The 22,346-nt window shown below is 74.4% G+C and carries 18 protein-coding genes and 1 tRNA gene; 2 read left to right on the forward strand and 17 right to left on the reverse strand.

Features of this window, described 5'->3' with window-relative positions:
• Nucleotides 1–49: 49 nt before the first annotated feature.
• The 4 genes from ACIO92_RS21535 to ACIO92_RS21550 form a co-directional block, all read right to left on the reverse strand.
• Nucleotides 50–1,714 (reverse strand): AMP-binding protein, encoded by a 1,665-nt coding sequence (locus ACIO92_RS21535; RefSeq protein ID WP_366441094.1) that lies wholly within the window; start codon nt 1,712–1,714, stop codon nt 50–52.
• 63 nt (nt 1,715–1,777) lie between these two features.
• On the reverse strand, nt 1,778–2,371 hold the full coding sequence (locus ACIO92_RS21540; protein WP_366441093.1) for a lytic polysaccharide monooxygenase: 594 nt from the start codon (nt 2,369–2,371) through the stop codon (nt 1,778–1,780).
• 152 nt (nt 2,372–2,523) lie between these two features.
• Nucleotides 2,524–3,927 (reverse strand): SPFH domain-containing protein, encoded by a 1,404-nt coding sequence (locus ACIO92_RS21545; protein WP_402282805.1) that lies wholly within the window; start codon nt 3,925–3,927, stop codon nt 2,524–2,526.
• Between the two features lie 1,879 nt (nt 3,928–5,806).
• Nucleotides 5,807–7,267 carry a peptidoglycan-binding protein gene (locus tag ACIO92_RS21550; protein WP_402282803.1) on the reverse strand — a complete coding sequence of 487 codons (1,461 nt, stop codon included), beginning with the start codon at nt 7,265–7,267 and terminating at the stop codon, nt 5,807–5,809.
• 183 nt (nt 7,268–7,450) lie between these two features.
• Here ACIO92_RS21550 and ACIO92_RS21555 point away from each other — a divergent pair.
• Nucleotides 7,451–7,524: transfer RNA gene (locus tag ACIO92_RS21555), tRNA-Lys, on the forward strand.
• 68 nt (nt 7,525–7,592) lie between these two features.
• Here ACIO92_RS21555 and ACIO92_RS21560 read toward each other — a convergent pair.
• The 13 genes from ACIO92_RS21560 to ACIO92_RS21620 form a co-directional block, all read right to left on the reverse strand.
• Nucleotides 7,593–8,657, reverse strand: coding sequence for a glycoside hydrolase family 6 protein (locus ACIO92_RS21560; protein ID WP_402282801.1), 1,065 nt, complete (start codon nt 8,655–8,657; stop codon nt 7,593–7,595).
• Between the two features lie 241 nt (nt 8,658–8,898).
• Nucleotides 8,899–9,582, reverse strand: coding sequence for a class F sortase (locus tag ACIO92_RS21565; protein WP_401237301.1), 684 nt, complete (start codon nt 9,580–9,582; stop codon nt 8,899–8,901).
• A complete protein-coding gene (locus ACIO92_RS21570) occupies nt 9,579–10,133 on the reverse strand; it encodes a hypothetical protein (RefSeq protein WP_366441189.1) in 555 nt (184 codons plus the stop codon). Before ACIO92_RS21570 ends, ACIO92_RS21565 begins: the two co-directional genes overlap by 4 nt.
• Before the next feature lie 118 nt (nt 10,134–10,251).
• Complete coding sequence (locus ACIO92_RS21575) at nt 10,252–11,031, reverse strand: HAD-IIA family hydrolase (protein WP_366441089.1); 780 nt, start codon at nt 11,029–11,031, stop codon at nt 10,252–10,254.
• A 143-nt stretch (nt 11,032–11,174) separates the two neighbouring features.
• On the reverse strand, nt 11,175–12,713 hold the full coding sequence (locus tag ACIO92_RS21580; RefSeq protein ID WP_402282798.1) for an alkaline phosphatase family protein: 1,539 nt from the start codon (nt 12,711–12,713) through the stop codon (nt 11,175–11,177).
• 231 nt (nt 12,714–12,944) lie between these two features.
• The gene (locus tag ACIO92_RS21585) at nt 12,945–14,003 is read right to left on the reverse strand and encodes a 2-aminoethylphosphonate ABC transporter substrate-binding protein (RefSeq protein ID WP_402282796.1); all 1,059 of its coding nucleotides are present in this window, start codon (nt 14,001–14,003) and stop codon (nt 12,945–12,947) included.
• 102 nt (nt 14,004–14,105) lie between these two features.
• Nucleotides 14,106–14,903: an ABC transporter permease subunit gene (locus ACIO92_RS21590; RefSeq protein ID WP_366441086.1), complete on the reverse strand. Its 798-nt coding sequence runs from the start codon at nt 14,901–14,903 to the stop codon at nt 14,106–14,108.
• The gene (locus tag ACIO92_RS21595; protein WP_402282794.1) at nt 14,890–15,849 is read right to left on the reverse strand and encodes a 2-aminoethylphosphonate ABC transporter permease subunit; all 960 of its coding nucleotides are present in this window, start codon (nt 15,847–15,849) and stop codon (nt 14,890–14,892) included. The genes ACIO92_RS21590 and ACIO92_RS21595 overlap by 14 nt, the downstream gene beginning before the upstream one ends.
• Nucleotides 15,842–16,894, reverse strand: a complete 1,053-nt coding sequence (locus ACIO92_RS21600) for an ABC transporter ATP-binding protein (protein WP_366441084.1) — start codon at nt 16,892–16,894, stop codon at nt 15,842–15,844. The genes ACIO92_RS21595 and ACIO92_RS21600 overlap by 8 nt, the downstream gene beginning before the upstream one ends.
• Nucleotides 16,891–17,637, reverse strand: a complete 747-nt coding sequence (locus ACIO92_RS21605; protein ID WP_402282791.1) for a phosphonatase-like hydrolase — start codon at nt 17,635–17,637, stop codon at nt 16,891–16,893. Before ACIO92_RS21605 ends, ACIO92_RS21600 begins: the two co-directional genes overlap by 4 nt.
• Nucleotides 17,634–18,755, reverse strand: coding sequence for a TIGR03364 family FAD-dependent oxidoreductase (locus tag ACIO92_RS21610; RefSeq protein WP_366441082.1), 1,122 nt, complete (start codon nt 18,753–18,755; stop codon nt 17,634–17,636). The genes ACIO92_RS21605 and ACIO92_RS21610 overlap by 4 nt, the downstream gene beginning before the upstream one ends.
• A 134-nt stretch (nt 18,756–18,889) precedes the next feature.
• Nucleotides 18,890–19,648 carry a GntR family transcriptional regulator gene (locus tag ACIO92_RS21615; RefSeq protein WP_366441081.1) on the reverse strand — a complete coding sequence of 253 codons (759 nt, stop codon included), beginning with the start codon at nt 19,646–19,648 and terminating at the stop codon, nt 18,890–18,892.
• On the reverse strand, nt 19,645–20,757 hold the full coding sequence (locus ACIO92_RS21620; protein ID WP_402282788.1) for a hypothetical protein: 1,113 nt from the start codon (nt 20,755–20,757) through the stop codon (nt 19,645–19,647). The genes ACIO92_RS21615 and ACIO92_RS21620 overlap by 4 nt, the downstream gene beginning before the upstream one ends.
• Nucleotides 20,758–21,202: 445 nt before the next feature.
• Here ACIO92_RS21620 and ACIO92_RS21625 point away from each other — a divergent pair, with 445 nt between their 5' ends.
• Nucleotides 21,203–22,252, forward strand: a complete 1,050-nt coding sequence (locus ACIO92_RS21625; protein ID WP_402282786.1) for a TolB family protein — start codon at nt 21,203–21,205, stop codon at nt 22,250–22,252.
• Nucleotides 22,253–22,346 lie beyond the last annotated feature (94 nt).

Below are 22,346 nucleotides of genomic sequence, written 5' to 3' on the forward strand. Positions count from 1 at the left end.
CGCTCGGGCCTCGGGGGCCAGGGCCGTCAAGGCGTCGGGGCCGGGGCCTTCAGGGTGTCGGGGAGCGGTCGTGGCGGGTGTACTCCCGCTGGAGTCCGGCTGTCGCCTCCGGGGTGAGGGGTTCGTACGGCGTGCCGGGGGACGGGCGCCACCAGACCGGGTCCTGGCAGAGGAAGGCGGCCCGGCGCAGGCCCACCCGGTGGACCTTGTTGGTGGCGGTCAGCGGCAGCTCCGGCATCACCCGCACGAACCTCGGCGGCATCTTGGTGCCCAGGTCCGGCTGGGCCGCGAGGAAGGCCCCGAACGCCTCCGGGTCGAAGACGGCCCCCTCGCGCAGGGCGAGCGCCGCCATCACCTGGTCCCCCGCGACCGGGTCCGGTACCGCGTACACCGCGACGCCCGCCGCCCGGTCCCAGCGGGCCAGGATCTGCTCGATCATCGCCGCCGCCAGGTTCTCGCTGTCGACCCGCAGCCGGTCGTCCGTACGGCCCGCGAAGTAGAGGTGGCCGTCCGCGTCCCGGTAGAAGAGGTCCCCCGTCCAGTACCAGCCGCCGCGCAGCCGGGCCGCCTCCGCCGCCGGGTTGCGCCAGTAGCCCTCGAAGGGCGAGCGGCCCCGGTTGACCAGTTCGCCGACCGCCTCGGCCGCGTTGAGGAGCCCGCCGGTGGCCGCGAACCGGGCGGGCGGGCACTCGGCGCCGGTCTCCGCGTCCACCACCGCCAGGTCGTCGCCGGGCGCGGCCCGTCCGACCGCGCCCGCCGGGGTGTCCGGGGTCCGCTGGATCGCCGCGCCGCCCTCGGAGGAGCCGTACCCCTCGACGAGCGGCACCCCGAAGCGCTCCCGGAACCGGGCCGCGTCCACCGCGCCCGCCTCGGTGCCGAAGCCCAGGCGGAGCGGGTGCGCGCGGTCGTCCGGGCCCGGCGGGGTGGCGAGCAGGTACTGCACGGCCCGCCCCACGTAGGTGAAGTAGGTGGCGCCGAAGCGGCGGACGTCCGGCAGGAAGCGGGAGGCGGAGAACCGGGCCCGGAGCGCCACGCCCGCCCCGGCGGCGAGCGCGGGCGCCCAGTCCGCGATCACCGCGTTGCCGTGGAACATCGGCATACAGACGTAGTGGACGTCGTCCCGCCGCACCCCGAAGTGGGCGACGAGCGAGGCCCCCGCGGCGGCGAGGCGGCCCTGGCTGCAGAGCGCGGCCTTGGGCGCGCCCGTGGAACCGGAGGTGAAGGAGAGCAGGAAGCGGCTGTCGGGGCGGACCGGGCCGAGCCGGGCGTCCCCCGGCCGGGCGGTCCCGTAGGGGACGAGGAGTTCCCGGTAGGCGTCGGTGTCGGTGACCAGGACCCGGAGTCCGGGGAGCGGCAGCCCGTCGAGGAGCGGCAGGTGGGCGCGCTGGGTGACCAGGACCCGGCAGTCGGTGTGGCGGATGTCCCGGGCGAGTTCGGCGCCGCGCCGGGTGGGGTTGATCCCGGCGACGGCGGCCCCCGCGAGGGCCGCCGCGCTGAGCCAGAGCGGGTACTCCGGTGTGTTGTCGAGCAGCAGGCCGAGGTGCGGCTCGCACCCCGGCCGGGGTGGCATCAGGTCCACGAGCAGTGCGGCCCGCGCGGCGGCGCCCGCGGCGACCTGGTGGTGGGTGAGGGTGTGGTGCTCGTCCCTCAGCCCGATCCGGTGGTCGTCCCACTGGCGCCGTACGAGTTCCGCGACGGTGTCCGCACCCCTCATGCGGCGGACTGTAACTGACGTGACGTCAGAACTGAACGCCCGTGACCGGCCGCCGGGCGTCCGTCAGAACTTGACGTCCGAGCAGGCGTAGAAGGCGTTGCCGGTGTCCGCGATCGTCCACACGGCCAGGATCAGATGGCGGCCCGTCTTGCCCGCCGGGATCGTCCCGGAGTGCGAGAGGGTCGACGGCGGCTGCTGGTTGTTGTAGGGGACGGTCAGGAACGGCTGGGGGTCGAGGGCGGCCCGGGTCAGCTTCTGGTTCGGGTTCCAGCCGTTCTTGGTGATGTAGTACTTGAAGTCGGTGGTGGCGTGCCGGGCGGTGAACTGCCAGCGGAAGCTGTAGCTCTGGCCGGCCGTGAGCTGGGTCGCGGGCCACGCGCCGTTCCGGGGGTCGTCGAGCTGGGCGAACTGCGAGAGTCCGCCCGAACAGATCTTGCTGTCGGCGGGACCGCCGGACGGGAAGCCCTTCGGGCCCTCGACCGACTGCGGCTCCCACTGGATGTTGCCGCAGTTGGTCACGGTGCCGTTGGCGCAGAGCTTCTGGCGGCTGATCGGCGCGTCGGTGTAGCCGTGGCTTCCGGCGCTGCCCGTGGAGAGGAAGGTGACACCGGCGACGCCGAGCGCCACCACCGCCGCCCCTACTGAGTTTTTGCGCATCCTGTCGCTCCTTGAGAACGTGGGGGAGTTCCGTCGGGCCGTGCTGCACGGGTGCGGGACGCGGCACGGCCGGGGAGCCGTGCCGCACTGTCTCGTTTTGTGGTCTGGACCAACTACCAAGGTATGGACGGAAGTTGAACCTGTCCATCCCTTCACGCGCCCTCCACGGGACCCGTCCGTCCGGTGTAGAACGCCACCGTCAGGTCCTTGACCAGCGCTTTGCGTTCGTAGTCGTCCAGTTCCACCAGACCACGACTGGTCAGCCGGTGGACCACGTCGTCCACCGCGTCCACCACCGACGTCAGCACGCTGTCCCGGTGCTTCGCGTCGATCGCCGCGATCCGCCGCCGCCGCATCGCCGCCGCCACCTCCGGGGCGTACTCGATCCGCGTCGGCTGCGCCGAGAACACGTCCACCCCGACCGGGGCGCACTCCGCCGACAGCATCCGCGTCAGCGCCTCGCCGACCGCCTCCGCGTCCCGCAGGGTCGGCGCGTCCTCGTGGAACGCGTCCGCCGGAAGCTGCGAGAGCACCCGGGCCATCGCCGCCTCCACCTGCTCCCGCAGGTACTCCTCGTGCCCGTCGATCCCGAGCGCCGCCCGGACCGTGTCCCGCACCCGCCACACCACGAGCACGGTCACGTCCAGCGCCGTGCCCTTCGCGTCCACCGCCGGGAGCGGCTCGCTCCGCCAGTGCCGGAGCCGTACGTCCACCCGGCGGCGCAGCAGCAGCGGGCTCACCCACACCAGCCCGGTACGGCGGACCGTGCCCCGGTAGTCGCCGAACAGGGTCAGGACCCACGCGTAGCCGACCCGGCCCCTGCCGAGCCCGCCGAGCGTGAACAGGGTGAGGACCACGCCGAGCGCCAGGAGCGCCCACTGGCCGAGGGGGATGCCGTGGTACGGGCGCACCGGCAGCCGCAGCATCCGCGCGGCCTCCTCCGGGACCGCCCCGGCCCACCACACGATCGCCGCGCACCCGGTGAGGGCGAGCGCTCCGCCCAGTACCCCGACCCAGCCCGGCAGCACCGGTCCCGGCCGCTCCACGAGCGCCGGATCGGCGGTGGGCGCGGGGCGGGCGGGCGCCGCCGGAGCGGTGTCCCGCGCCCGGTCCCGTTCCGCCAGGGCCCGCGCCTGGGCGCGCCGTTCGCCGACCCGGTCGCCGGGCCGCGCCCCGGGCGAGGGCTCGACCTTCGACGGCGCCGGGATGGCGGGCCCCCGGCCCTTCCGTACGGGCGCGGCCATGGCGACGGTGTCGGGGCCGCCGTCGTCGTCTCCCGGCACCGGGAGCACCAGGCCCTCCGGCTCGTCGCGGAAGAGCAGGTGCACCGGGATGGACCCGGTGGTCTCGGTCCCGATCACGTTCTTCCGCCGCGCCACCCGTACGACGGCGGCGACGGGCACGGCGAGGGTCCCCACCCGGACCCCGGTGATCCGCCCGAAGTCGAGCCCACCGCCGCCCGCCCCGGCGCGGGGTACGGGACCGGCGGGCCCGCCCCCTCCGACGACCGATGCCGGACCGGACCGGGACGGCGTCACGGGTGCGGCCTGTGCCACCGGGGACGAGGTGGACGACGGCGGCACGGCCGCGGTCGGTTGCGTACGGGCCTGAGCGTCCGGGCCGGACCGGCCCACCGGGCGGGCGTGCCGGTCGGGAAGCGGGGCGGAACCACCGGACCGGCCGGTGCCGGAACCCGGGGCGGAAAGGGCGCCGGAGGCCAGGGCCTCCCCACCGGAAGAGGAGACAGCACCCGGAGCGCGCTCTCCCCCACGGACCGGAAGCGCACCCGGGGAAGCGGACCTACCGCCCGGGGCGGGAAGAGCGTCCGAGGAGGTGGACCCACCTCCCGGGGCAGGGAGCCCGCCCGAGGAGGCGGGCCCTCCGCCGTAACCGGAGAAGGCGCCCGTGGCCGCCGCTCCCCCGCGAGCCGACGGTCCCCCCGGGACCGTGGTCTCCCCGCCGGAAGCGGTGGTGCTCTCCCGCCCGCGAGCGGAACGACCTCCCGGGAGGGAGTTCCCTCCTTCGTGAGCGGCGGGGGCCTCGCCGGTGGGGAGCGGGCGCGGGGCGAGGGACCCCCCGCCCGGAGCGAGCAGGGCTCCCGAGGTCGCGGGCCCTCCGCCAGGACCGGAGGAGGCGCCCGTGGCCGTCGGCCCTCCCCCGCGAGCGGAAAGACCTCCGGGGGCGACGGGCCCCCCGGCCGAGACCGGTGGGCCGGACGCGGTGGCGGCTTCTTCCCCGCGCGCGGGATGCGGGCCCGGGGCGAGGGGGCCCTCGCCCGGAGCGGGCAGGGCTCCCGGGGTCGCGGAGCCCCCGCCGGAACCGGAGAACGCGCCCGTGGCCGTCGGCCCTCCCCCACGGGCGGAAGGGCCTCCCGTGGTGACGGGTCCCCCGGCCGGGGCCGGGAAGGTGTCCGACGCGGTGGACCCTGTCCCGTGGGCCGGAGGGGTTCCCGTGGTGGTCGGCAGGACCGGCGTCGTACGGGAGGAAGGTCCGGGCCCCGGGGCCCCTTCCCCGCCGGCGCCGCCGGACGGCGGGCCGGAGCGGGCTCCCGGGCGGTCCAGGTGTACGCCGGGCCGCGCGGCGGCCTCGGGGGCCGACGTGGTGACACCCGGTGCGGGCACCGGCGCGTTCCCGGTGGCGGGACCGGCAGGAGCGGGGGCCTCCGCGACGACTACCGGCCCATGAGCCACTCCCGGCCCGGGGGCCGCTTCTGACCCATGAGCCACTTCCGGCCTGGGGGCCGCTTCGAGCCCATACATCGCTCCCGGCCCGGGGGCCGCTCCCGGCCCATGAGCCACTCCCGGCCCGGGGGCCGCTTCCGGCCCAGAAGTTGCTCTCGATCCGGGGGCCGCCTCCGGACCGGAGGTCGCTCTCGGCCCAGAAGTCGGCTCCGGCCCGGAAGACGCCCCAGGCCCAGGAGCCACCCCCGACCCGAGGGCCACCCCCGACCCGAGGGCCGCTCCAGGCCCGGAAGCCGGACCCGGTCCGGAAGCCGCCGCCGTCCCAGGAGTCGGCTCCGGCCCGGAAACCTCACTCGACCCCGGAGCAGCCCCAGACCCGGGGGTCACTTCCCGCCCGGGGACCACCTGCCGCTCAGGAGTCGCCCTCGGCACAGGAGTCGGCTCCGGCTCAAGCATCGCCCCGGGCCCGGGAGCCGTCCCCTGGCCGGGGGCCGTCCCCGGCGCCGGGGAGCCCGGGTCCGCGGGAAGCGGTGCGGGGGACACGTCCTCGGCGGCGGTCGGCGGCGGCACCGGGCTCGGGCCGCTCGCCGGTGGCGTTCCCGTCGCCCGGGGGCCGTGGGACGCGGTCGCCCTCGGGAGCGTGCCGTCCGTCAGGCGTCTCGCCGTGCGGGCCGCGTCACGCGAGGCCGCCGCACCGGAGTCCGGGGGGTTCGGGGTCGATGCCGTCATTCGGGTCCACCTCATGCTCTCGGGGTCATCGGAACAAGCGCCGCCAGGTCTCCGGGCCCGGGTAGCCGTCGGCCGCCGCGCCGCGCCAGCCCTGTGCCCGCTGGAACGCCTCGACGTTGCGGCGGTCCGCCTCCGTCCAGCGCGGACCGGGTCCCGACAGGTAGTGCTTGCCGAAGCCCCGCTTCACCAGTTGTTCGCCCAGCTTCTCCACATATGCGCTGGATCGGCCCGGACGGAAGACGCCACGCCCGGGAAAGTCCGTCACAGCCGCGCTCGGGCCGCTCGAACCACTCGAACCGCCGATGTCCTTGCCGCCGCCGGTGACGAGGAGGCGCCAGGTGTCGGGGCCGGGCAGACCGTCCGCCTCCGCGCCCTTCCACCCCTGTGCCCGCTGGAACGCCTGCGTCGCGCGCCGGTCCGACTCGCTCCACTTCGGGCCGGGGCCCTGGCCGTAGTACTTCTTGGCGCCCCGGTCGACGAGGAGCCCGCCGAGCTGGGTGACGTACGCGTTGTCGGCGCCCGGCCCGAACATGGCCGACCCGGGGTACGGCGTCGGCACCGACGTCGGACCGCCGCCGGTGCCGGTGCCGCTGATCACGCCCTTGTAGCGGTAGCCCACGTACCGGCCGGAGTTCTCCCAGTACGCCATCGGCGTCGCCTGCTTGCGGGTGCGCGGCTTGGTCTGCTCGTACGCGATGTAGGAGGTGTGGGTGTAGTCGGTCCAGCCGCCGAAGATCGTCACGTGGGAGCCGCGCGTCGGGTCGGCCGGGTTGTGGAAGAGGAGGATGTCGCCGGGCTGGAGCTCGGCGCGGTCGATCCGGTCCGCGAAGCGGTCGAGGCTGCCGGTCCATTCGTTGCTGCGCAGGTTCCAGGCCATCGAGATGTAGCCGGAGCAGTCCTGGCGGTAGCCGTCCGACCAGTACTTGTCCATGGAGTACGGGACCTGGGCCGCCACCCACAGCTTGGCGCGGTTGATGATGTCGGCGCGGGTGGTCCGCCGGAGGCTGCCGGTGGAGACCTGGGCGCTGGTGGGGGTGGCCAGCGGGGAGGGCCCGGGGCCGGGAGCGCCGTGCAGGGGTTCGCGCCCGCCCTGCGGGGTGTCGGGGCCGGGGGCCGCCGCCATCGCCCGTACCGTCTCGCCCGCCGTGTCCGGCGCCGTGTCCGCCGCGTCGGCGGGACCGGGCCGCGCCTCCAAGGCCACCGCCCCGGAGGCCACCGCCCCGGAGCCCGTCGTCCCGGGCCCCGCGTCCGCCGGGGTGAACGGGCCGGGCGGCGGCGACAGGGCCGCCGTCGCCCCCGCCCCACCGCCGCCGAGCACCACGCCCGCCGCCGTCACCATGACCAGGGCGCGGCGGGCGCCGTGGGCGGCGGGGTGGCCGCCGGACCGGACGGGCAGGCCAAGCGCGAGGTCACGCCGCTGCCGGGCGCACCCCGGGCAGCCGCAGTCGGCCGCGGGTTCGAACTCCTCGAAGACCGGCACGCTCATGCGATTCCCCTCCACACTCGTCAAGATCTTTTGACCCTTGTTTCGGGCGCCAGTGTCTCAACTGTCGGGACAAATCGCATTTTGACGGATCGAAGGCCCGATACGACCATCCGACAGGCCGGGAGCGATCGGCATGGGTCAGGAGCACACCCGCAGGTCGGGTAGAGTTCTCTCTGTCAGCAGGCGCCGCTAGCTCAGTTGGTTAGAGCAGCTGACTCTTAATCAGCGGGTCCGGGGTTCGAGTCCCTGGCGGCGCACGCACAGTCAAGACCCCCTCACCCTCGGTGAGGGGGTCTTGATGTTCTCCGGGCTCCTTCCGGCCGGACTACCGTGCGCCGCGCGCGAGTTCCCTGGCGTACACGTCGAACCACTCCCCCGCCTTCGGGCCGCCCCGGCACTCGCCGTCCGACTCCCCCGGGCGCTTGATCCACAGGTGTGCCGACACCAGCGGGTCCCCGGTGTCCCGGGTGGGAAAGGCGCCGAGGGCCCGGCCCGGCGGGTTGCACCAGCTGTCGACGGGGTCGCCCTCGGCCCAGGGCCCGTTCCCGTTGCGGCTCGTGTCGATCACGAAGGGCTTGCCGCCGACCAGGGCGGAGAGCCGCCTGCCGTACGCGGCGCTCTCCTCGGTCGTCCGGAAGTTCGAGACGTTCACCGCGAAGCCGTCGGCGTCCTCGATCCCGGCCTCCTTCAGCGGGCCCGCGAGCCGCTCCGGCCCGCCCCAGCCCGCGTTGCCCGCGTCCAGGTGCACGGTGACGGACGGCTGCCGCTTCAGCCGCTGGACCGCGGCCTTGAGCAGCTCGTACCGCTCCACGTGGTGCCGCCGCTCGGTGCAGCCGTCGACGACGTGCATCACCGCGTCCGGCTCCAGGACGACGGTGGCCCGCCGGGCGCCGATGCCCCGGGCGACCGCGTCGACCCAGTCCCGGTAGGCGGCGGCGTCCGGCGCGCCGCCCGCCGAGTGCTGGCCGCAGTCGCGGTTCGGGATGTCGTACAGGACGAGGAGGGCCTCGCTCCCGGCCCGGTCGGCGGCCTCGGTCACCGCGCGGGCGTCCTCCTCGGGCCGGTCGGGGCCGATCCACTCGGCCTGCGGCCGGGAGGAGATCCTCCGCAGCAGTTCGGCCTCGGCGGTGCGGCCCGCCGCGAGGTGCTCGGCGACCGCGCGGGCGGCCCTGCCGTCGGGGTTCACCCAGTAGGGGACGGGGGCGGCCGGGGCGGTGCTCGGGCCCCGGGCTCCTGGCGCGGCCGGGGCCGCCTCGCCCGCGGGGCGCGGGGCCGGGGACGTACAGCCGGAGAGGCCGGGGAGCAGGAGCAGGAACACGGCGGCCGGGAGGACGAGACCGGCGCGGCACGCGGACGGACGTGCGGACAATTCGGGGCCCCTCGGACACATGCGGAACGGTCGGGGTCATCGTGGCACGCCGTTCCCCTGGGCCGGGCGAGGCAGGGCCCCTACAGTGGCGGCGACCCCGACCTCCCGGGGCGGCACCGGGACCCTTCCGCCCGTGAGCCCCCCGGTCGAGGACCGGCCCGGTCGGCGGTGGCCCGGACGCGCCCCGCCGGCCGGAGCCAGGTCCGGTGCGACCGCCGTTCCCGCCAGGGGCCCGGCCGCCCGCCCGGCCCCCGTGGGTGGCTCAGGGGCTCTCGGGGGCCTCTGTCGCCGTCAGGTAGGCGGAGACCACCACGTTCGCCGTGTAGGTGCCCGCCGCGCGGTCGAACGTGCCGCCGCAGGTGATCAGGCGGAGTTCCGCGCGGCGCGGGTCGCGGGGGCCGTAGACCTTGCTCGGGTCGAAGTCGTCCCGGGGGTGGACCTGCACGTCGTCGACGGTGAATTCGGCGACCGAACCGTCCGTCCGGGTGACCCGGACCTTCTCCCCGGGGCGTGCCGCGCTCAGGCCGTAGAAGACGGCCGGGCGGGTGTTCGTGTCGACATGGCCGACGAGGAGGGCCGCCCCGGCGGCGCCAGGCCGGGTGCCGGGGCCGAACCAGCCCACGGTGTGCGCCCTCTCGAACGGCGGCGGGTCGATCGCGCCGGACGCGTCGAGCCCCCGGGCCACCACGGGCGCGGCGATGCCGAGCGAGGGGACCTCCACCCACCGGGGCTCGGCGGCGGCGATCGGATCGTGGGCCGGGGGCAGCTCCACCCTCAGCGGGCGGCCCACCGCCGCCATGTCGCCGGTCGTCGGCCCCGAGGCGCCCCCGAAGCCCTCGGCGGCCTCGTGGCCCCAGAGCCAGAGCCCGAGCAGCAGCACCGCCCAGGCCACGCCGGTGACCAGCCGCCCGGTGCCCGCCGGGCGGGAGCCGGACGGCACCGTCACTCCCCGCCGGTACCGGAGGACCCGTCCGCCCGGCGGCGGGAGCTGCGGAAGGCGACCGCGACGGCGGCGACGGCGGCCAGACCGAGGCCGAGCAGGGTGTAGGGGGTGCCGAGGCCGCTCTCGGTGGCGGTCTGGGCGACGCCGGGGGCCGCCGGGGCGGCGTACGCGGCGGTGCCGCCGCCGCCCGCGTGGACCGGGGCGACCGGGCTCGGGTGGTGGCTCGGCTCAGGGGTCGGCCGGTGGTGGCGGACCTCCACGGCGCCGACGTCCGGATGGTCGTGGCCGTCGCAGGTCACGCTGACCTTGTACGTGCCCTCTTCGAGTCCGGACCTGACGGTGGTGTCGCCGTACAGCGGGGAGTCGCCGCCGTCCCGCCCGGTGAGTTCCGTGTCGGCGACGAACGCCTGGGACTTCGCGGCGCCGGTCGTGCCCTCGCAGCCCTCGACGCGGACGTCGACGTCGGCGCCGGGCGAGGCGTTGAACGGGGTGACGGTGGCCTTGACCCCGTCGTGGGCGTACGCGCTGCCGGCCGTGGGTGCAAGGACGAGCACCAAGGCCGCCCCTGCGGCACGGAGTGCAATGGGACCTGAACGCATCGTGACCTCCTGGTACTGGCAGGTTCACCCGGATCGGGCCGTTCCGCATCCGCAGGGGTCCGGCGGCGGGCCGCTACACGCGGTCGACGATGTCCGCGATCGAGTCCACGACCTTCGAGGGGCGGAACGGGAAGCGGTCGATCTCGGACCTGCCGGTCAGCCCGGTCAGCACCAGGAAGGTCTGCATACCCGCTTCGAGACCGGCCAGGATGTCGGTGTCCATCCGGTCGCCGATCATGGCGCTGGACTCGGAGTGGGCGCCGATCGCGTTGAGCCCGGTGCGCATCATCAGCGGGTTGGGCTTGCCCGCGAAGTACGGCTCCTTGCCGGTGGCCTTGGTGATGAGCGCGGCGACGGAGCCGGTGGCCGGGAGCGGACCCTCCAGGGACGGGCCGGTCTCGTCGGGGTTGGTGCAGATGAACCGGGCCCCGGCGTTGATCAGCCGGACCGCCTTGGTCATCGCCTCGAAGGAGTACGTACGGGTCTCACCGAGGACCACGTAGTCCGGGTCGTGGTCGGTGAGGACGTAGCCGATGTCGTGCAGCGCGGTGGTGAGGCCCGCCTCGCCGATGACGTACGCGGTGCCGCCGGGGCGCTGGTCGTCGAGGAACTTGGCGGTGGCGAGCGCCGAGGTCCAGATGTTCTCGACGGGGACGTCCAGGCCCATCCGGGCGAGCCGGGCGTGCAGGTCGCGGGCGGTGTACATGGAATTGTTGGTGAGGACCAGGAACGGCTTCCCGGTCTCCCGCAGCTTCTTGATGAACGCGTCGGCGCCGGGGATCGGCACGCCCTCGTGGATGAGGACGCCGTCCATGTCGGTGAGCCAGGATTCGATCGGCTTGCGCTCTGCCATGGGTGCGGGACTCCTGCCGTACGGACACGCGTGTGCTGGGGACGTCGCGACAGCACTGTGGCGACGCCCCCCAGCCTAGGGGGTGTCCCGCCGATCGGGCCGGGCTCGCGGGGGCCCGGCCCGATCGGCGGGACGCTCCCCGGTCAGGAAGCCGCGATCGTGACTCCGTCGATGGTCCAGTACCAGTTGTTCGACCCGGTGTAGCGGAAGCGGAAGCTCGCGCTGGAGGCACCGGCGGGGACGGCGACGGTGAGGGACTGCGGCTGGGAGAGGACGTCGGCGGTGTAGCTCTTGACCGGGGTCGGGGTGCCGCCGTTGAAGCTCACCAGGACCTGGGCGGTCTGGGCGCCCTCCTGGCGGTAGAGGGTGGTGAAGCCGAGGGTCACCCGGGACGCCCCGGAGACGTCGTGCGCCGGGGTGACCAGCGTGGAGTCGTACGTCCCGGAGAACGCCTTGTCGGCCCACTCGTCGGAGTCGGCGACGGCGAAGACGCCCCGGGCCCGTACGTTCAGCTCGCGGGACTGGTCGCGCTGGGAGCGGGACCAGAACTCGTCGGTGGCGAAGGACCAGCCGCGCCACTCGGTCACCCCGCCGGTGCCCATGGCGCCGTTGATGACGGACCAGCCGGCGGGCGGGGTGCGGGTGAAGCCGAGGACCCCGGCGGGGATGCCGGTCTCGTCGACGCGGCCGGTCAGCGCGGGGTACAGGGTGTCGAACGGGTCGGTGGAGCGCTCCTGGACCGGCTTGCCGTCCAGACCCCACGCCGGGTCGGGGACGATGCCGAGCTGGTGGAAGACCGTGGCGGCGACGTCGACGAGCCGGGTGTCGACCGGGCGGGCACCGGCGGCGATGCCGGGGCCACGGGCGAGAACGAAGGTGCGGCGCTCCTCGACGCTGGAGCCGCCGTGGCCGCCCCCGTCGGTGTGGCCGTGGTCGGTGGCGACGAGGACGGTCCAGCGCTCGGAGGCGTACGTGGGCCGGGCCTCGATCGCGGCGAGGAGACGGCCCAGATGTCCGTCCTGGACGTCGATGGCGTCGAGGTACTTCGGGTGGGCGGCGCCGTAGGAGTGGCCGATCTCGTCGGTCTCGCCGAAGTAGACGAAGAGGACGTCGGGGTTCTGCTCGCGCAGGACGCCCTCGGTGAGGTCGGTGATGACCTTGTCGTTGACCGCGTAGTCGTTGGCGTAGACCAGCTTGGCGTCGGCGCCGGGGGTCACGGTGCCGTGGGTGTCGAGCTCGGGCCAGTCGACGGCGGCGAAGAGGGAGAGCTCCGGGCGGATCTGGTGGAGGCGGGCGAGGAAGCCGGGGTAACGGCCGTAGTTCTTGCCGGTGAAGGTGTTGTCCCTCACGCCGTGCTTGTCGGGCCAGACGCCGGTGGAGATCGTGGACCAGCCGGGGCCGGAGGAGGTCGCGGCCATCGGCTCGGCGTACAGCAGGGAGCGGCCGTAGGTGCCGTCCGCCATCAGGGACTTGAGGTGCGGGGCCCTGGCGGCGTCGATCCGGTCGTACCGCAGGCCGTCCATGCCGACGACGAGCACCTTGTCCTTGCTGGTGCCGTCGGGGAGCACGGGCCCGGCGGCCGCGCGGGCGGCGGGGGCGGTGGTGATCCCGGTGGCGGCGACGGCGGCGGTGGCACCGGCGGCGGCGAGCACGGTGCGGCGGGAGATGCCGGGCAGCGGCATGTCGGAGTCCTCCGTGGAAGTCCGTGGAACGGGGCGGGTACGGGCCGAAACCCCTGACAAATAAAGGGAGTTGGCCCGTACCCGTTATCTTTTCGCGATGCGCGGGGGCGGTCAGGAGTCGTGCGGTGAACTCTTGGTGCCGGGCGGTGGTACGCCGGTCGTGGCGCGTCGGCTTCCGGCGGTGGGCGTGGCGGCTTCCGGCGGTGGGCGTCGGCTTCCGGTGGCCGGGCGTCAGCTTCCGGTGGCGGACTTCCAGGCGTCCACGTACGACGTGAGGTTCCGGTCGATGTCGGCCCAGTCCGGCTCGAAGACCTCGACGCCCGCCATGATCTTGGCCAGGGCGACGGCGTTGGCGTCGGTGGGCTTGACGTCCTCGCGGGCGGGGAAGCCGCCGCCGACGGCGCTGACCTGCCGCTGGGCGTCCTCGCTGAGCAGGAAGTCCAGGAGCTTCCTGCCGTTCTCGCCGTGCGGGGCCCCCTCGACCAGGCCCGCCGCGTACGGCAGGGCGAAGGTGGTCGGCCTGCCGTCGCCCCTGGCCGGGAACCAGATGCCGAGGTTCGGCATGGACGCGGACTGGGCGAAGTTCATCTGCACATCGCCGTTGGCGACGAGGAGTTCGCCCTTGTCGACCTTGGGGGCGAGCTTGGAGGTGGAGGAGGACGGGCCGACGTTGTTGGCCTGGAGCTTCTTCAGGTACGCCATGGCCGCGTCCTTGCCTCCGAAGTCGTGCATCGCCTTGATGAGGACGGCGGTGCCGTCGCCCGCGACGCCGGGGGTGGAGTACTGGAGCCGGTCGCGGTACTTGGCGTCGAGCAGTTCCTCCCAGCTCTTCGGGGCGGCCGGCAGCTCCTTCTTGTTGTGGACGAACCCGAAGTAGTTGTTGACGACGGAGGTCCAGGTCCCGTCGGACGCCTTGTCGGCGCCGGAGACCCGGTCCGCGCCCCGGGGCACGTACTTCTGGAGCAGGCCCTTGGAACCGGCCTGCTGGATGAAGGGCGGCAGGGTGACGAGGACGTCGGCCTGGGTGTTGCTCTTCTCGCGGAGGGCGCGCTGCACCATCTCGCCGGAGCCGCCCTCGACGTACTTCACCTTGATGCCGGTCTTCTTCTCGAAGTCGGCGAAGACCTTGTCGTACCAGCCGTCGCCCGCCTCGCCCTTGAGGCCGTCGGCGCTGTAGACGGTGACGGCCTTCTCGTCGGAGGCGGCGGAGGAACCACCGCAGGCGGTGAGCCCGGCGGCGAGGACGAGGGAGCAGGTGAGGGCGGCGATCGGCCTGGCGTACGTACGCATGACGTTCGTCTTCTCCTGGGGAAGGAAACTCGGAAGGAAGGTGAGGAAGGTGAGGAGGTCTGGAAGGTCTGGAAGAAGCTCTGGAGGAAAGAGGGAGGAGCCTCAGCGGAACGAGGCTCTGGTGCGGATGCGGGAGACGGCGAGCAGGGCCAGCAGGGTCGCGGTCATGAGGACCACGGCCAGCGCCGAGCCGGTGAACAGCGAACCCCGGTCGGTGGAGGTGAAGACGAGCACCGGCAGCGGGACCCAGTCCGGCGGGTAGAGCATCATCGTGGCGCTCAGCTCCCCCATGGACAGGGCGAAGCAGAGCCCGGCCGCCGCGGTCAGGGACGGCAGGAGCAGCGGGAGCCTGACCCGGAGCAGGACGTACGAGGGTCGGGCGCCGAGACTGGCCGCCGCCTGCTCGTACATCGGGTCGAGCCGCCGGATCGCGGCCGACACCGACTGGTGGGCGAAGGAGGTGACGAGCACCGTGTGGGCGAGGACCACGATCCAGCGGGTGCCGTTGAGGAGCACCGGCGGCTGGGAGAAGGCGACGAGGACGGCGAGGCCGACGACCACCGAGGGCACCGCCACCGGCAGCATGAACAGGGCGTCGAGGATCTTGCGGCCCTTCCTGCCGAGGGCGGCTCCGGCGAGCGCGGCCCAGGTGCCGACGGTCAGCGCGACCAGGCTGGCGGTGACGGCCGTGACCAGGCTGGTGGTGAGCGCCCGGAGGGATTCGCCCCGGACGGCCGCCGTGTAGTGGGCGGTGGTGGGTCCCGAGGGGAGGGCGCCGGACCAGTGGGTGGCGAAGGAGGCGGTGAGGATGACGAGGAGGGGCAGCGCGAAGAGCGGGACGAAGAGGACCGCGAAGACGGCCCGGACCGCCCGGCGGCCCGTGCGGCTATGCACCAGCACGGCGGCTCACCCCCCGGTAGAGGGTGTACAGGCCGACGGAGAGGGCGATGTTGACGACGGCGACGACACAGGCGGCGGCGTAGTCGGACTCCAGGATCGCCTTGCCGTAGACGAGCGTCGGGAGGGTCGTGACGCCCTTGGCCCCGGTGAAGAGGACGATGCCGAACTCGTTGAGGCAGAGGACGAGGACGAGGCTGCCGCCCGCCGCGAGCGCGGGCAGCGCCTCGGGCAGGATCACCTGCCGGACGATCCGGGCCGGGCGGGCGCCCAGGGAGGACGCCACCTCCAGTTGCGCGGTCTCCAGCTGGGAGAAGGCGGCGAGCAGGGGCCGCATCACGAACGGGGTGAAGTAGGTGATCTCGGCGAGGAGGACGCCCCACGGGGTGGTGAGGAACCGGAAGGGCCCGGTGGGCTCGCCGGTGACGTCCGTCCAGAGGCCGTTGGCCATGCCGACCCTGCCGTAGAGGAACAGCAGGGCGAGGGTGATCAGGAACGAGGGGAAGGAGAGGAAGACGTCGATGGACTTGGCCACCGCCTTCCCGCCGGGGAACGGCACGAACGCGATCACCACCGCGAGGACGAAGCCGAGGACGAGACAGCCCGCGGTCGAGGCGACGGCCAGCCAGACCGTGGTGACCAGCGCCTCGCGGAAGGACGCCGAGGCGAGGACGTCGGCGTACGCCCCCGGGGCCAGCGACTCCTGGACGACCAGGGCCAGCGGGTAGAGGAAGGCGACGGCGAGCACGGCGACGGGCGGCAGGGCCCAGACCCAGCCGGGGACCGCCCGCCGGGTGGCGGGGGGCTCGGAGGCGGGTCCTGAGGCGGGTGGGGTCGCGGGTACGGAGGCGGGCGCGGGGACAGGGGCGGGACCAGGTGCGGAGGCGGGCGCGGGCGCGGGGGCCCTCGGCGGGACCCGCTTCCCCGTCAGGCCCGTGCGGCTACCCATCGGACACCCCCGCGCCCAGCAGCACCGCGTCCTCGGGCGCGAAGTGCAGGGTGACCTCGGTGCCCGGCGGCGGGGTCTCCCGCAGTTCGCGGACGTCCGCCTTGATCCGGTGCCCGGCCACCTCCACGTACAGGCGGTGGGTGGAGCCGCGCCACTGGACCTCCGCGACCGTGCCGCGCAGGGCGTTGGGTCCGTCCCCGAGGCCGACGAGGTGCGGCCGGACGCAGAGGGTGGCGCCCGCGCCGGGCGCGATGCCGTCGGTGGCGACCTCCAGGGCGGTCCCCCCGAGGGCGGCTCCTTCGGGGGTGACGGTGACCGGCAGCAGGTTGGCGTTGCCGACGAACGAGGCCGTGAACGCGGTGCGGGGCCTGCGGTACAGGTCCTGCGGGGTGCCGCAGTCCTGGAGGCGGGCCTTGTCCATGACGGCGATCCGGTCGGCGAGCGTGAGCGCCTCCATCTGGTCGTGGGTGACGTACAGGATCGACACCTCGGGCAGTTCGCGGTGGAGCCTGGCCAGTTCGGCGAGCATCCCGGAGCGCAGCTGCGCGTCGAGCGCGGAGAGCGGCTCGTCGAGGAGGAGGACCCGGGGGCGGATGGCGAGCGCCCGCGCGATGGCGACGCGCTGCTGCTGGCCGCCGGAGAGTTCGCGGGGGTACCGGTGGGCGTAGGCCGCCATGCCCGTCATCTCCAGGGCCTCGGCGACCCGGCCGGGGATCTCGGCCCTGGGGGCCTTCCGCGCCTTGAGGCCGAAGGCGACGTTGGCGTCGACCCGCAGGTGCGGGAAGAGGGCGTACTGCTGGACGACCATGCCGATGCCCCGCCGGTGCGGCGGGAGGGCGGTGACGTCGCGGTCGCCGATGAACACCCGTCCCGAGGCCGGCCGGACGAATCCGGCGACGGCCCGCAGCGCCGTGGTCTTGCCGGAGCCGGAGGGCCCGAGGAGGGCCATGACCTCGCCGGGTTCGACGGTCAGGTCGAGGCGGTCGAGGACGGTGGTGCCGCCGTACGCGACGGACACGGCGTCGAAGCGGATGCCGCTGGTCATGCCTCGGACTCCTGGATGAGCGCGGGGAGTCCGGCGACGGAGGCGAGGACGTGGTGGGCGCCGTGCGCGGTGAGCGCGGCCCGGTCGTGGGCGCCGGTGAGGACGCCCGTGACGAGCCCGGCACCGGCGCGGACGCCGCTGAGCATGTCGTACGAGGTGTCTCCGGCGACCGCGATCCCCCGGACGTCGTCGACGGCGCCGGTACGGAGGAGGGCGGCGAGGACCAGGTCGGGGTACGGGCGGCCCCGGCCGCCCGCGTCGGCCGGGCAGAGGGTGAGGCCGACGAGGTCCCGCCAGCCGAGGGCGTCGAGGATGGCGTCCTGGGTGACCCGGGCGAATCCGGTGGTGAGGACGACGGTCCGGCCCTGCTCCTTGAGGGTGGCGACGGTCTCGGCGGCGCCGGGGAGCGGGGCGATCCTGCCGTCGGCGACGAGTTCCCCGTAGGCCTCCTCGAAGGCGCGGTTGGCCTGCCGGGCGCGGTCCTCGTCGCCGCCGAGGAGGTGGCGGAAGACGGAGATCTTGGACTCGCCCATGGTGGCGCGGACGTGGCCGATCATCGTCGCGGGGTCCTCGCCGAGGCGTTCGGCGGCGACGGTGAAGGCCTGTTCGACGAGGCCGTCGTCGGCGACGGTGGTGCCCGCCATGTCGAGGACGACGAGGTTCTTCCTGGGCCCCGGAGCCGCAGTCGGTGTTGTCGCAGTCTCAGTCGTGGTCGTGGTCGTGGTCGTGGTCACGGTGTTCACCAGCCCAGTTCGTTCGCGGTCGTCTCGGCGATGGCGGGCGAGCAGGTCATGCCCCGGCCGCCGGGTCCGGTCACCAGCCACACGCCGTCGCGGACCCGCTGGCGGTGCACGACCCGGGTGGTGTCGGCGCACTGCGCGTACACCCCGGCCCAGCGGCGCCGGATCCTCGGCAGCGGGCGGCCGAGGAAGGCCTCGACGACCCGGGTGAGGTGCTCGTAGGGGTCTTCGAGGGTGTCGAAGGCGAAGGGGTGTTCGTACTCGTGGGTGTCGCCGATGGTCAGTCCGCCGTCGAGGCGCTGCACCATGAGGAGCTGCATCCCGTGGGCGGCGGCGGTGGGGTCCTGCGGCTGGCCCGCCCGGAGCGCGTCGAGGGCGTCGGAGGCGTAGGCCGGGTAGTAGCGGAAGGAGTCGGCGTCGGCGACGGACGTGGTCAGCGGCTCGCCGAGGGGGTCGGTCTGCATCATCTGGAGGCGGACGCGGCGGACGGGGACCTCGCCCGCGACCTCGCGGACGAGTCCGGAGAGCCAGGCTCCGGTGCACAGGACGACGGCGTCGCCCCGGTGGATCTCGCCCCGGTCGTCGCGGACGGCGTTCTCACCGACGACGTCACGGACCTCGCGGTGCGGCAGGAAGGTGTACTTCCCGGTGGCGAGGAGGGCCTCGCGGAGGGCGAGTTGCGCGGTGCGGGGTTCGACGGCGGCGTCCCGCCCGCACCACAGGGCGGCCTCGAAGGTGCCGCGCAGGGCCGGGTTGACCGCTCGGGCCTCGGCCGCGGTGAGCAGCCGGTAGTCCCGGGCGGCGGCGTCGGGCCGGGCCACGGCGGCCTCGGCGACGGCGAGTTCCAGCGCGTTCCGTACGGGGGTGAGGGAGCCGGTGGCCCGGAAGCCGAGTCCGGGGACGCGGGCGCCGATGCCCTCCCAGAGTTCCCGGGCGCGCAGGGCGGTGTCGAGTTCCTCGCCGCCCGCCCGTCCGCTGACCCAGATCTGGCCGAAGTTGCGGAGGGAGGCTCCGCGCGCCTCGGCCTCGCGCTCGATGTGTACGACCTCGTGGCCGCGTTCCACTGCTTGCCGGGCGTGCATGGTTCCCACCACGCCCGCCCCTACGACGATCACCTTCATGCCGTCGACGGTCGCGGCGGCGGGTGTCCCGGGCGGGGCGGGTGGACGACGGGACGGTGAACGGCCCGACAAGCTTGGACCAGACCCGTTACCTTTTCGTGATAGAAAGGGTGGCTGGAACAGGCCCTTCCGGGTCAGCCCTGGCGCCCCAGATGGGCGGTGAAGCTGAAGCGGTCGCCCCGGTAGAGGGTGCGGACCCGCTCCAGGGGGCGGCCCGAGGTGTCCCGGGAGAGCCGGTGCAGCAGGAGCATCGGGAGCGCGGGCGGGGTCCCCACCAGCAGGGCCTCGCGGGGGGTGGCGAGCACGGTCTCGATGCGCTCGTCGGCGTCGCCGAACGTGATGCCGAGCCGGTCGTGGAGGTAGGCGTAGAAGGAGGAGTCCGGGTCGAACTCGGCGTTCAGCCGGGGCGCGCGGGCCTCGGAGACGTACGTGCTCTCCAGGCCGACCCGCTCGTCGTCGGCGAGCAGCAGCCGTTCCATGTGCCATACGGGATCGCCCGGTTCGGCGCCGACCTCGGGGGCCAGCGCGTCCGGGCAGGGGAAGCGGTCGAGCGAGATCAGGGCGCGGCCGGGGCGGAGTCCCTGGCGGCGTACGCCCTCCGTGTAGCTGGCGAGCGAGAGGGGCTGTTCGAGCTTGGGGCCCGCGACGACCGTGCCCCGGCCCTGGCGGCGCACCCGCCCCTCCAGGAGGAGCTCGCGCAGCGCCTGCCGCAGGGTCTCCCGGGACACCTCGTACCGGACGGCGAGTTCCCGCTCGGTGGGCAGCAGCCCGCCTTCCCCCAACTCGTCGACCACCAGGGCGAGTTTGGCCTTCACCGCGTAGTACTTGGGCACACGGCCGTGCTCGGGGACGCCGGAACGGACGGGACCGCCGGGGGTGCTCTGGTAGTTCACCGGGGGATGGTCGCAGACGGGGATGAACGGGAAGGTGTACGCGGGGTGACCCGGCGGTGCCGGAACCGGCGCCCGGCGAGGACCAGAGCGGCGCCGAGCAGGACGAGGACGCCCGCGTACGGGGCGACACGCCGGGCCGTTTCCTCCGACTCCCTTCCCGTTTGGGCGAGTTCGGGACGGGCGGAGATGCCGGACGGGTCCGGCTCGACGGGCTCGGGCACGGCGGTGCCGACGGGCGGGCGGGGCGTGGAAGCGGGCGGCCTGGGGCCGCCGGATGTGTCAGGTACGGGGGGCCGGGCGGGCCCGTCGCCCGGGGCGGAGGTGCCGACGGGGGTGTCGGCGGAGGCGGAGGCGGAGGGGTCGGCGGGGGTGTCGGCGGGAGCGTCGGTCGCCGTGGGGGGGTCGGCTGCCGTGGGGGCGTCGGTCGCCGTGGGGGTGTCCGGCTCGGCCGCGCCGTCGGGTCCGGCGGGGCCGACGCTCAGCCGGTAGTCGCCGGACTCGCCGACCCAGTCGCCGTCGGCACCCCGGCGCTGCACCACCGCCGCGCTGACCACGACCTCCTCGGGGGCGGTCCCGGCGCGGAACGCGAGCCGTACGGGGACGGCGAGGGTCCCTCCGGCGGGGACCGCGAAGCCGCCGAAGCCGGTGAACGCGCCCACGCTCTCCGCCTCGTCGGTCGCCTCGAAGGCGACCGGGCGCCAGCGGGCGGCCCCCTCGTCGTAGAACTCGAAGCGGATCTGTCCGGGCCGCAGGACCCGTTCGCGGTCGGCGAGGACGAGCACGGGGTGGATGCCGGAGCAGGAGGCGCTGGTGGTGTTGGTCAGATCCAGCCACCACTCCTGGAAGGCCCCGCCCGCCGGATAGTCGGCGGGCCCGCCCCGGATGCGAGCGACCAGCGGGAACGCGGGCCCGGACGGGGTGCCGCAGACGGGGGTGGGGGGATCGGGCGCGGGCGCGGCGGGGCCGCCGGTGGGGGCGGTGAGGACGACGGGGGCCGGTGCGGCCGGTGCCGGGGCCGCCAGGGCGAGGGGGCCCGTGGCGGCGGCCACGAGGGCGGCGGCTGCCGTGAGGGGACGGGCGCTGCGCGGTCGCAGGGGGGCTGATGCCATGGGGCCGGGCCTTTGCTGCTCGCGGGCGTACGGGTCGGCCGCGACGCTGCCACGGGGGCGGGGGCGGAAGGGGCGACGGCACCGGCGGGGTCCCTCGGACGAGCGGGACGTGCGGTCCGATCAGCGGATGGTACGAAGGTCGGCTGATACGCGCGCCCTTTGGTGCGGGGCGGGGAAAGAGGCGCGGAGGAGCGCGGAAGTCGGAGGGAACTTCAAGGGCCGGAGCTGACCACTCTCGGCACGACCGAAGCAGTGTTCCCCACTACGTCATGTGACCCATTGACCTCATAGGGCTATCGCGGGTTGCATCCCTGGGGGCTTCGGCGGAACCGCCGGAGCAACCACGTCCAGGAGGACAGGAATGAAGAGCAAGCCGATCCGGAGCACGTCCAGACGCGCGAAAGTCGTTCTGAGCACGGCGTTGGTGGTCTGCGCGGTCGCGACCGTGACACCCACGGCCGCGACGGCCGTCACAGCGGGACCGACGACCGCGAGGGGCGGCCTCAGCGCCGGTGCGGATGCCGGTGCCGGTGTCGGTGCGGATGCCGGTGTCGATCTCGGTGCCGGTGTCGAGAGGATCAGCGTCGCGACCGACGAGGGCTACGGCGCCGCCTCGATCACACCCGACGGCCGCAGCGTCGTCTTCACCTCGCTGAAGAACGGCCCGCCGCAGGGCGGCAACGAGGTGTACGTCCGCGACCGGCGGACCGGCCTGACCAGGACCGTGCCCCTGATCGAGAGCTGGACCCCGGCGATCAGCGGCGACGGGAGGCAGGTCGCCGCCACCGCTCCGGCGCAGGGGATGACCGCCCAGCGGATGCAGCAGCACTCGCTGGACCTGGGCACGCTGCCCGTCAGCTGCCACCGCTGCAACGAGCCGTCGTTGAGCTCGGACGGCCGCTACCTCGCCTACGGAGGTCTGGCCCAGCCGGGACAGCGACGGCAGGTGGTGGTCGCCGACCGCGAGGGCGGCTCCGTCTCCGTCTCCTTGGCCAACAACTCGGCTCCGGCCCGGCCGTCCCTCAGCGGCGACGGCCGCTACCTCGCCTACCAGAACCTGGAGAAGGCGGACGTGTACCTGTGGGACCGGACCACCGGCACCACGTCCGCCCCGGTCGACGGCCCCTCCCGGAGCGCGTCGCTCGTCCAGCTCAGCGACGACGGCCGCAAGGTCGTCTACCTCTCGGGCTCCGACACCTACGTCCACGACGTCGGCTCGGGCACCGCCCAACTGGTGCCGAACGTGACGGGCGTGGCCATCGACCCCACCGGCCGCTATCTCCTGTACACCCCGAACGGCACGGGCGGACCCTCACTCGTCCTGCGTGACCTCCGGACGGGCACCGACGAGACCGTCTCCGACCAGCCCGCCACGGCGGAGACCGACTCGGTCAGCGCCGACGGGCGGGACGTGGTCTTCCAGTCGGCGGCCGACGGCATCGTCCCCGGGGACACCAACGGCACCTCCGACGTCTTCGTCCGCCGCTTCTTCTGACCGGTCCCGCGCCGACCGCCCCGGCCGTCACCCGTGACCTGTCACCCGCCACCCGTCACGCCGCACTCGGACCCGTGGCCCGCGGCCCGTCACC

It is taken from the genome of Streptomyces sp. NPDC087215, from assembly GCF_044744885.1.
Taxonomy (GTDB): domain Bacteria; phylum Actinomycetota; class Actinomycetes; order Streptomycetales; family Streptomycetaceae; genus Streptomyces.

Bases quoted from the DNA above. Each gene is read 5' to 3' on its own strand.
- ACIO92_RS21535 (WP_366441094.1), bottom strand. From the start codon at position 1,714: ATGAGGGGTGCGGACACCGTCGCGGAACTCGTACGGCGCCAGTGGGAC.
- ACIO92_RS21540 (WP_366441093.1), bottom strand. From the start codon at position 2,371: ATGCGCAAAAACTCAGTAGGGGCGGCGGTGGTGGCGCTCGGCGTCGCC.
- ACIO92_RS21550 (WP_402282803.1), bottom strand. From the start codon at position 7,267: ATGAGCGTGCCGGTCTTCGAGGAGTTCGAACCCGCGGCCGACTGCGGC.
- ACIO92_RS21560 (WP_402282801.1), bottom strand. From the start codon at position 8,657: ATGTGTCCGAGGGGCCCCGAATTGTCCGCACGTCCGTCCGCGTGCCGC.
- ACIO92_RS21575 (WP_366441089.1), bottom strand. From the start codon at position 11,031: ATGGCAGAGCGCAAGCCGATCGAATCCTGGCTCACCGACATGGACGGC.
- ACIO92_RS21580 (WP_402282798.1), bottom strand. From the start codon at position 12,713: ATGCCGCTGCCCGGCATCTCCCGCCGCACCGTGCTCGCCGCCGCCGGT.
- ACIO92_RS21585 (WP_402282796.1), bottom strand. From the start codon at position 14,003: ATGCGTACGTACGCCAGGCCGATCGCCGCCCTCACCTGCTCCCTCGTC.
- ACIO92_RS21595 (WP_402282794.1), bottom strand. From the start codon at position 15,849: ATGGGTAGCCGCACGGGCCTGACGGGGAAGCGGGTCCCGCCGAGGGCC.
- ACIO92_RS21600 (WP_366441084.1), bottom strand. From the start codon at position 16,894: ATGACCAGCGGCATCCGCTTCGACGCCGTGTCCGTCGCGTACGGCGGC.
- ACIO92_RS21610 (WP_366441082.1), bottom strand. From the start codon at position 18,755: ATGAAGGTGATCGTCGTAGGGGCGGGCGTGGTGGGAACCATGCACGCC.
- ACIO92_RS21620 (WP_402282788.1), bottom strand. From the start codon at position 20,757: ATGGCATCAGCCCCCCTGCGACCGCGCAGCGCCCGTCCCCTCACGGCA.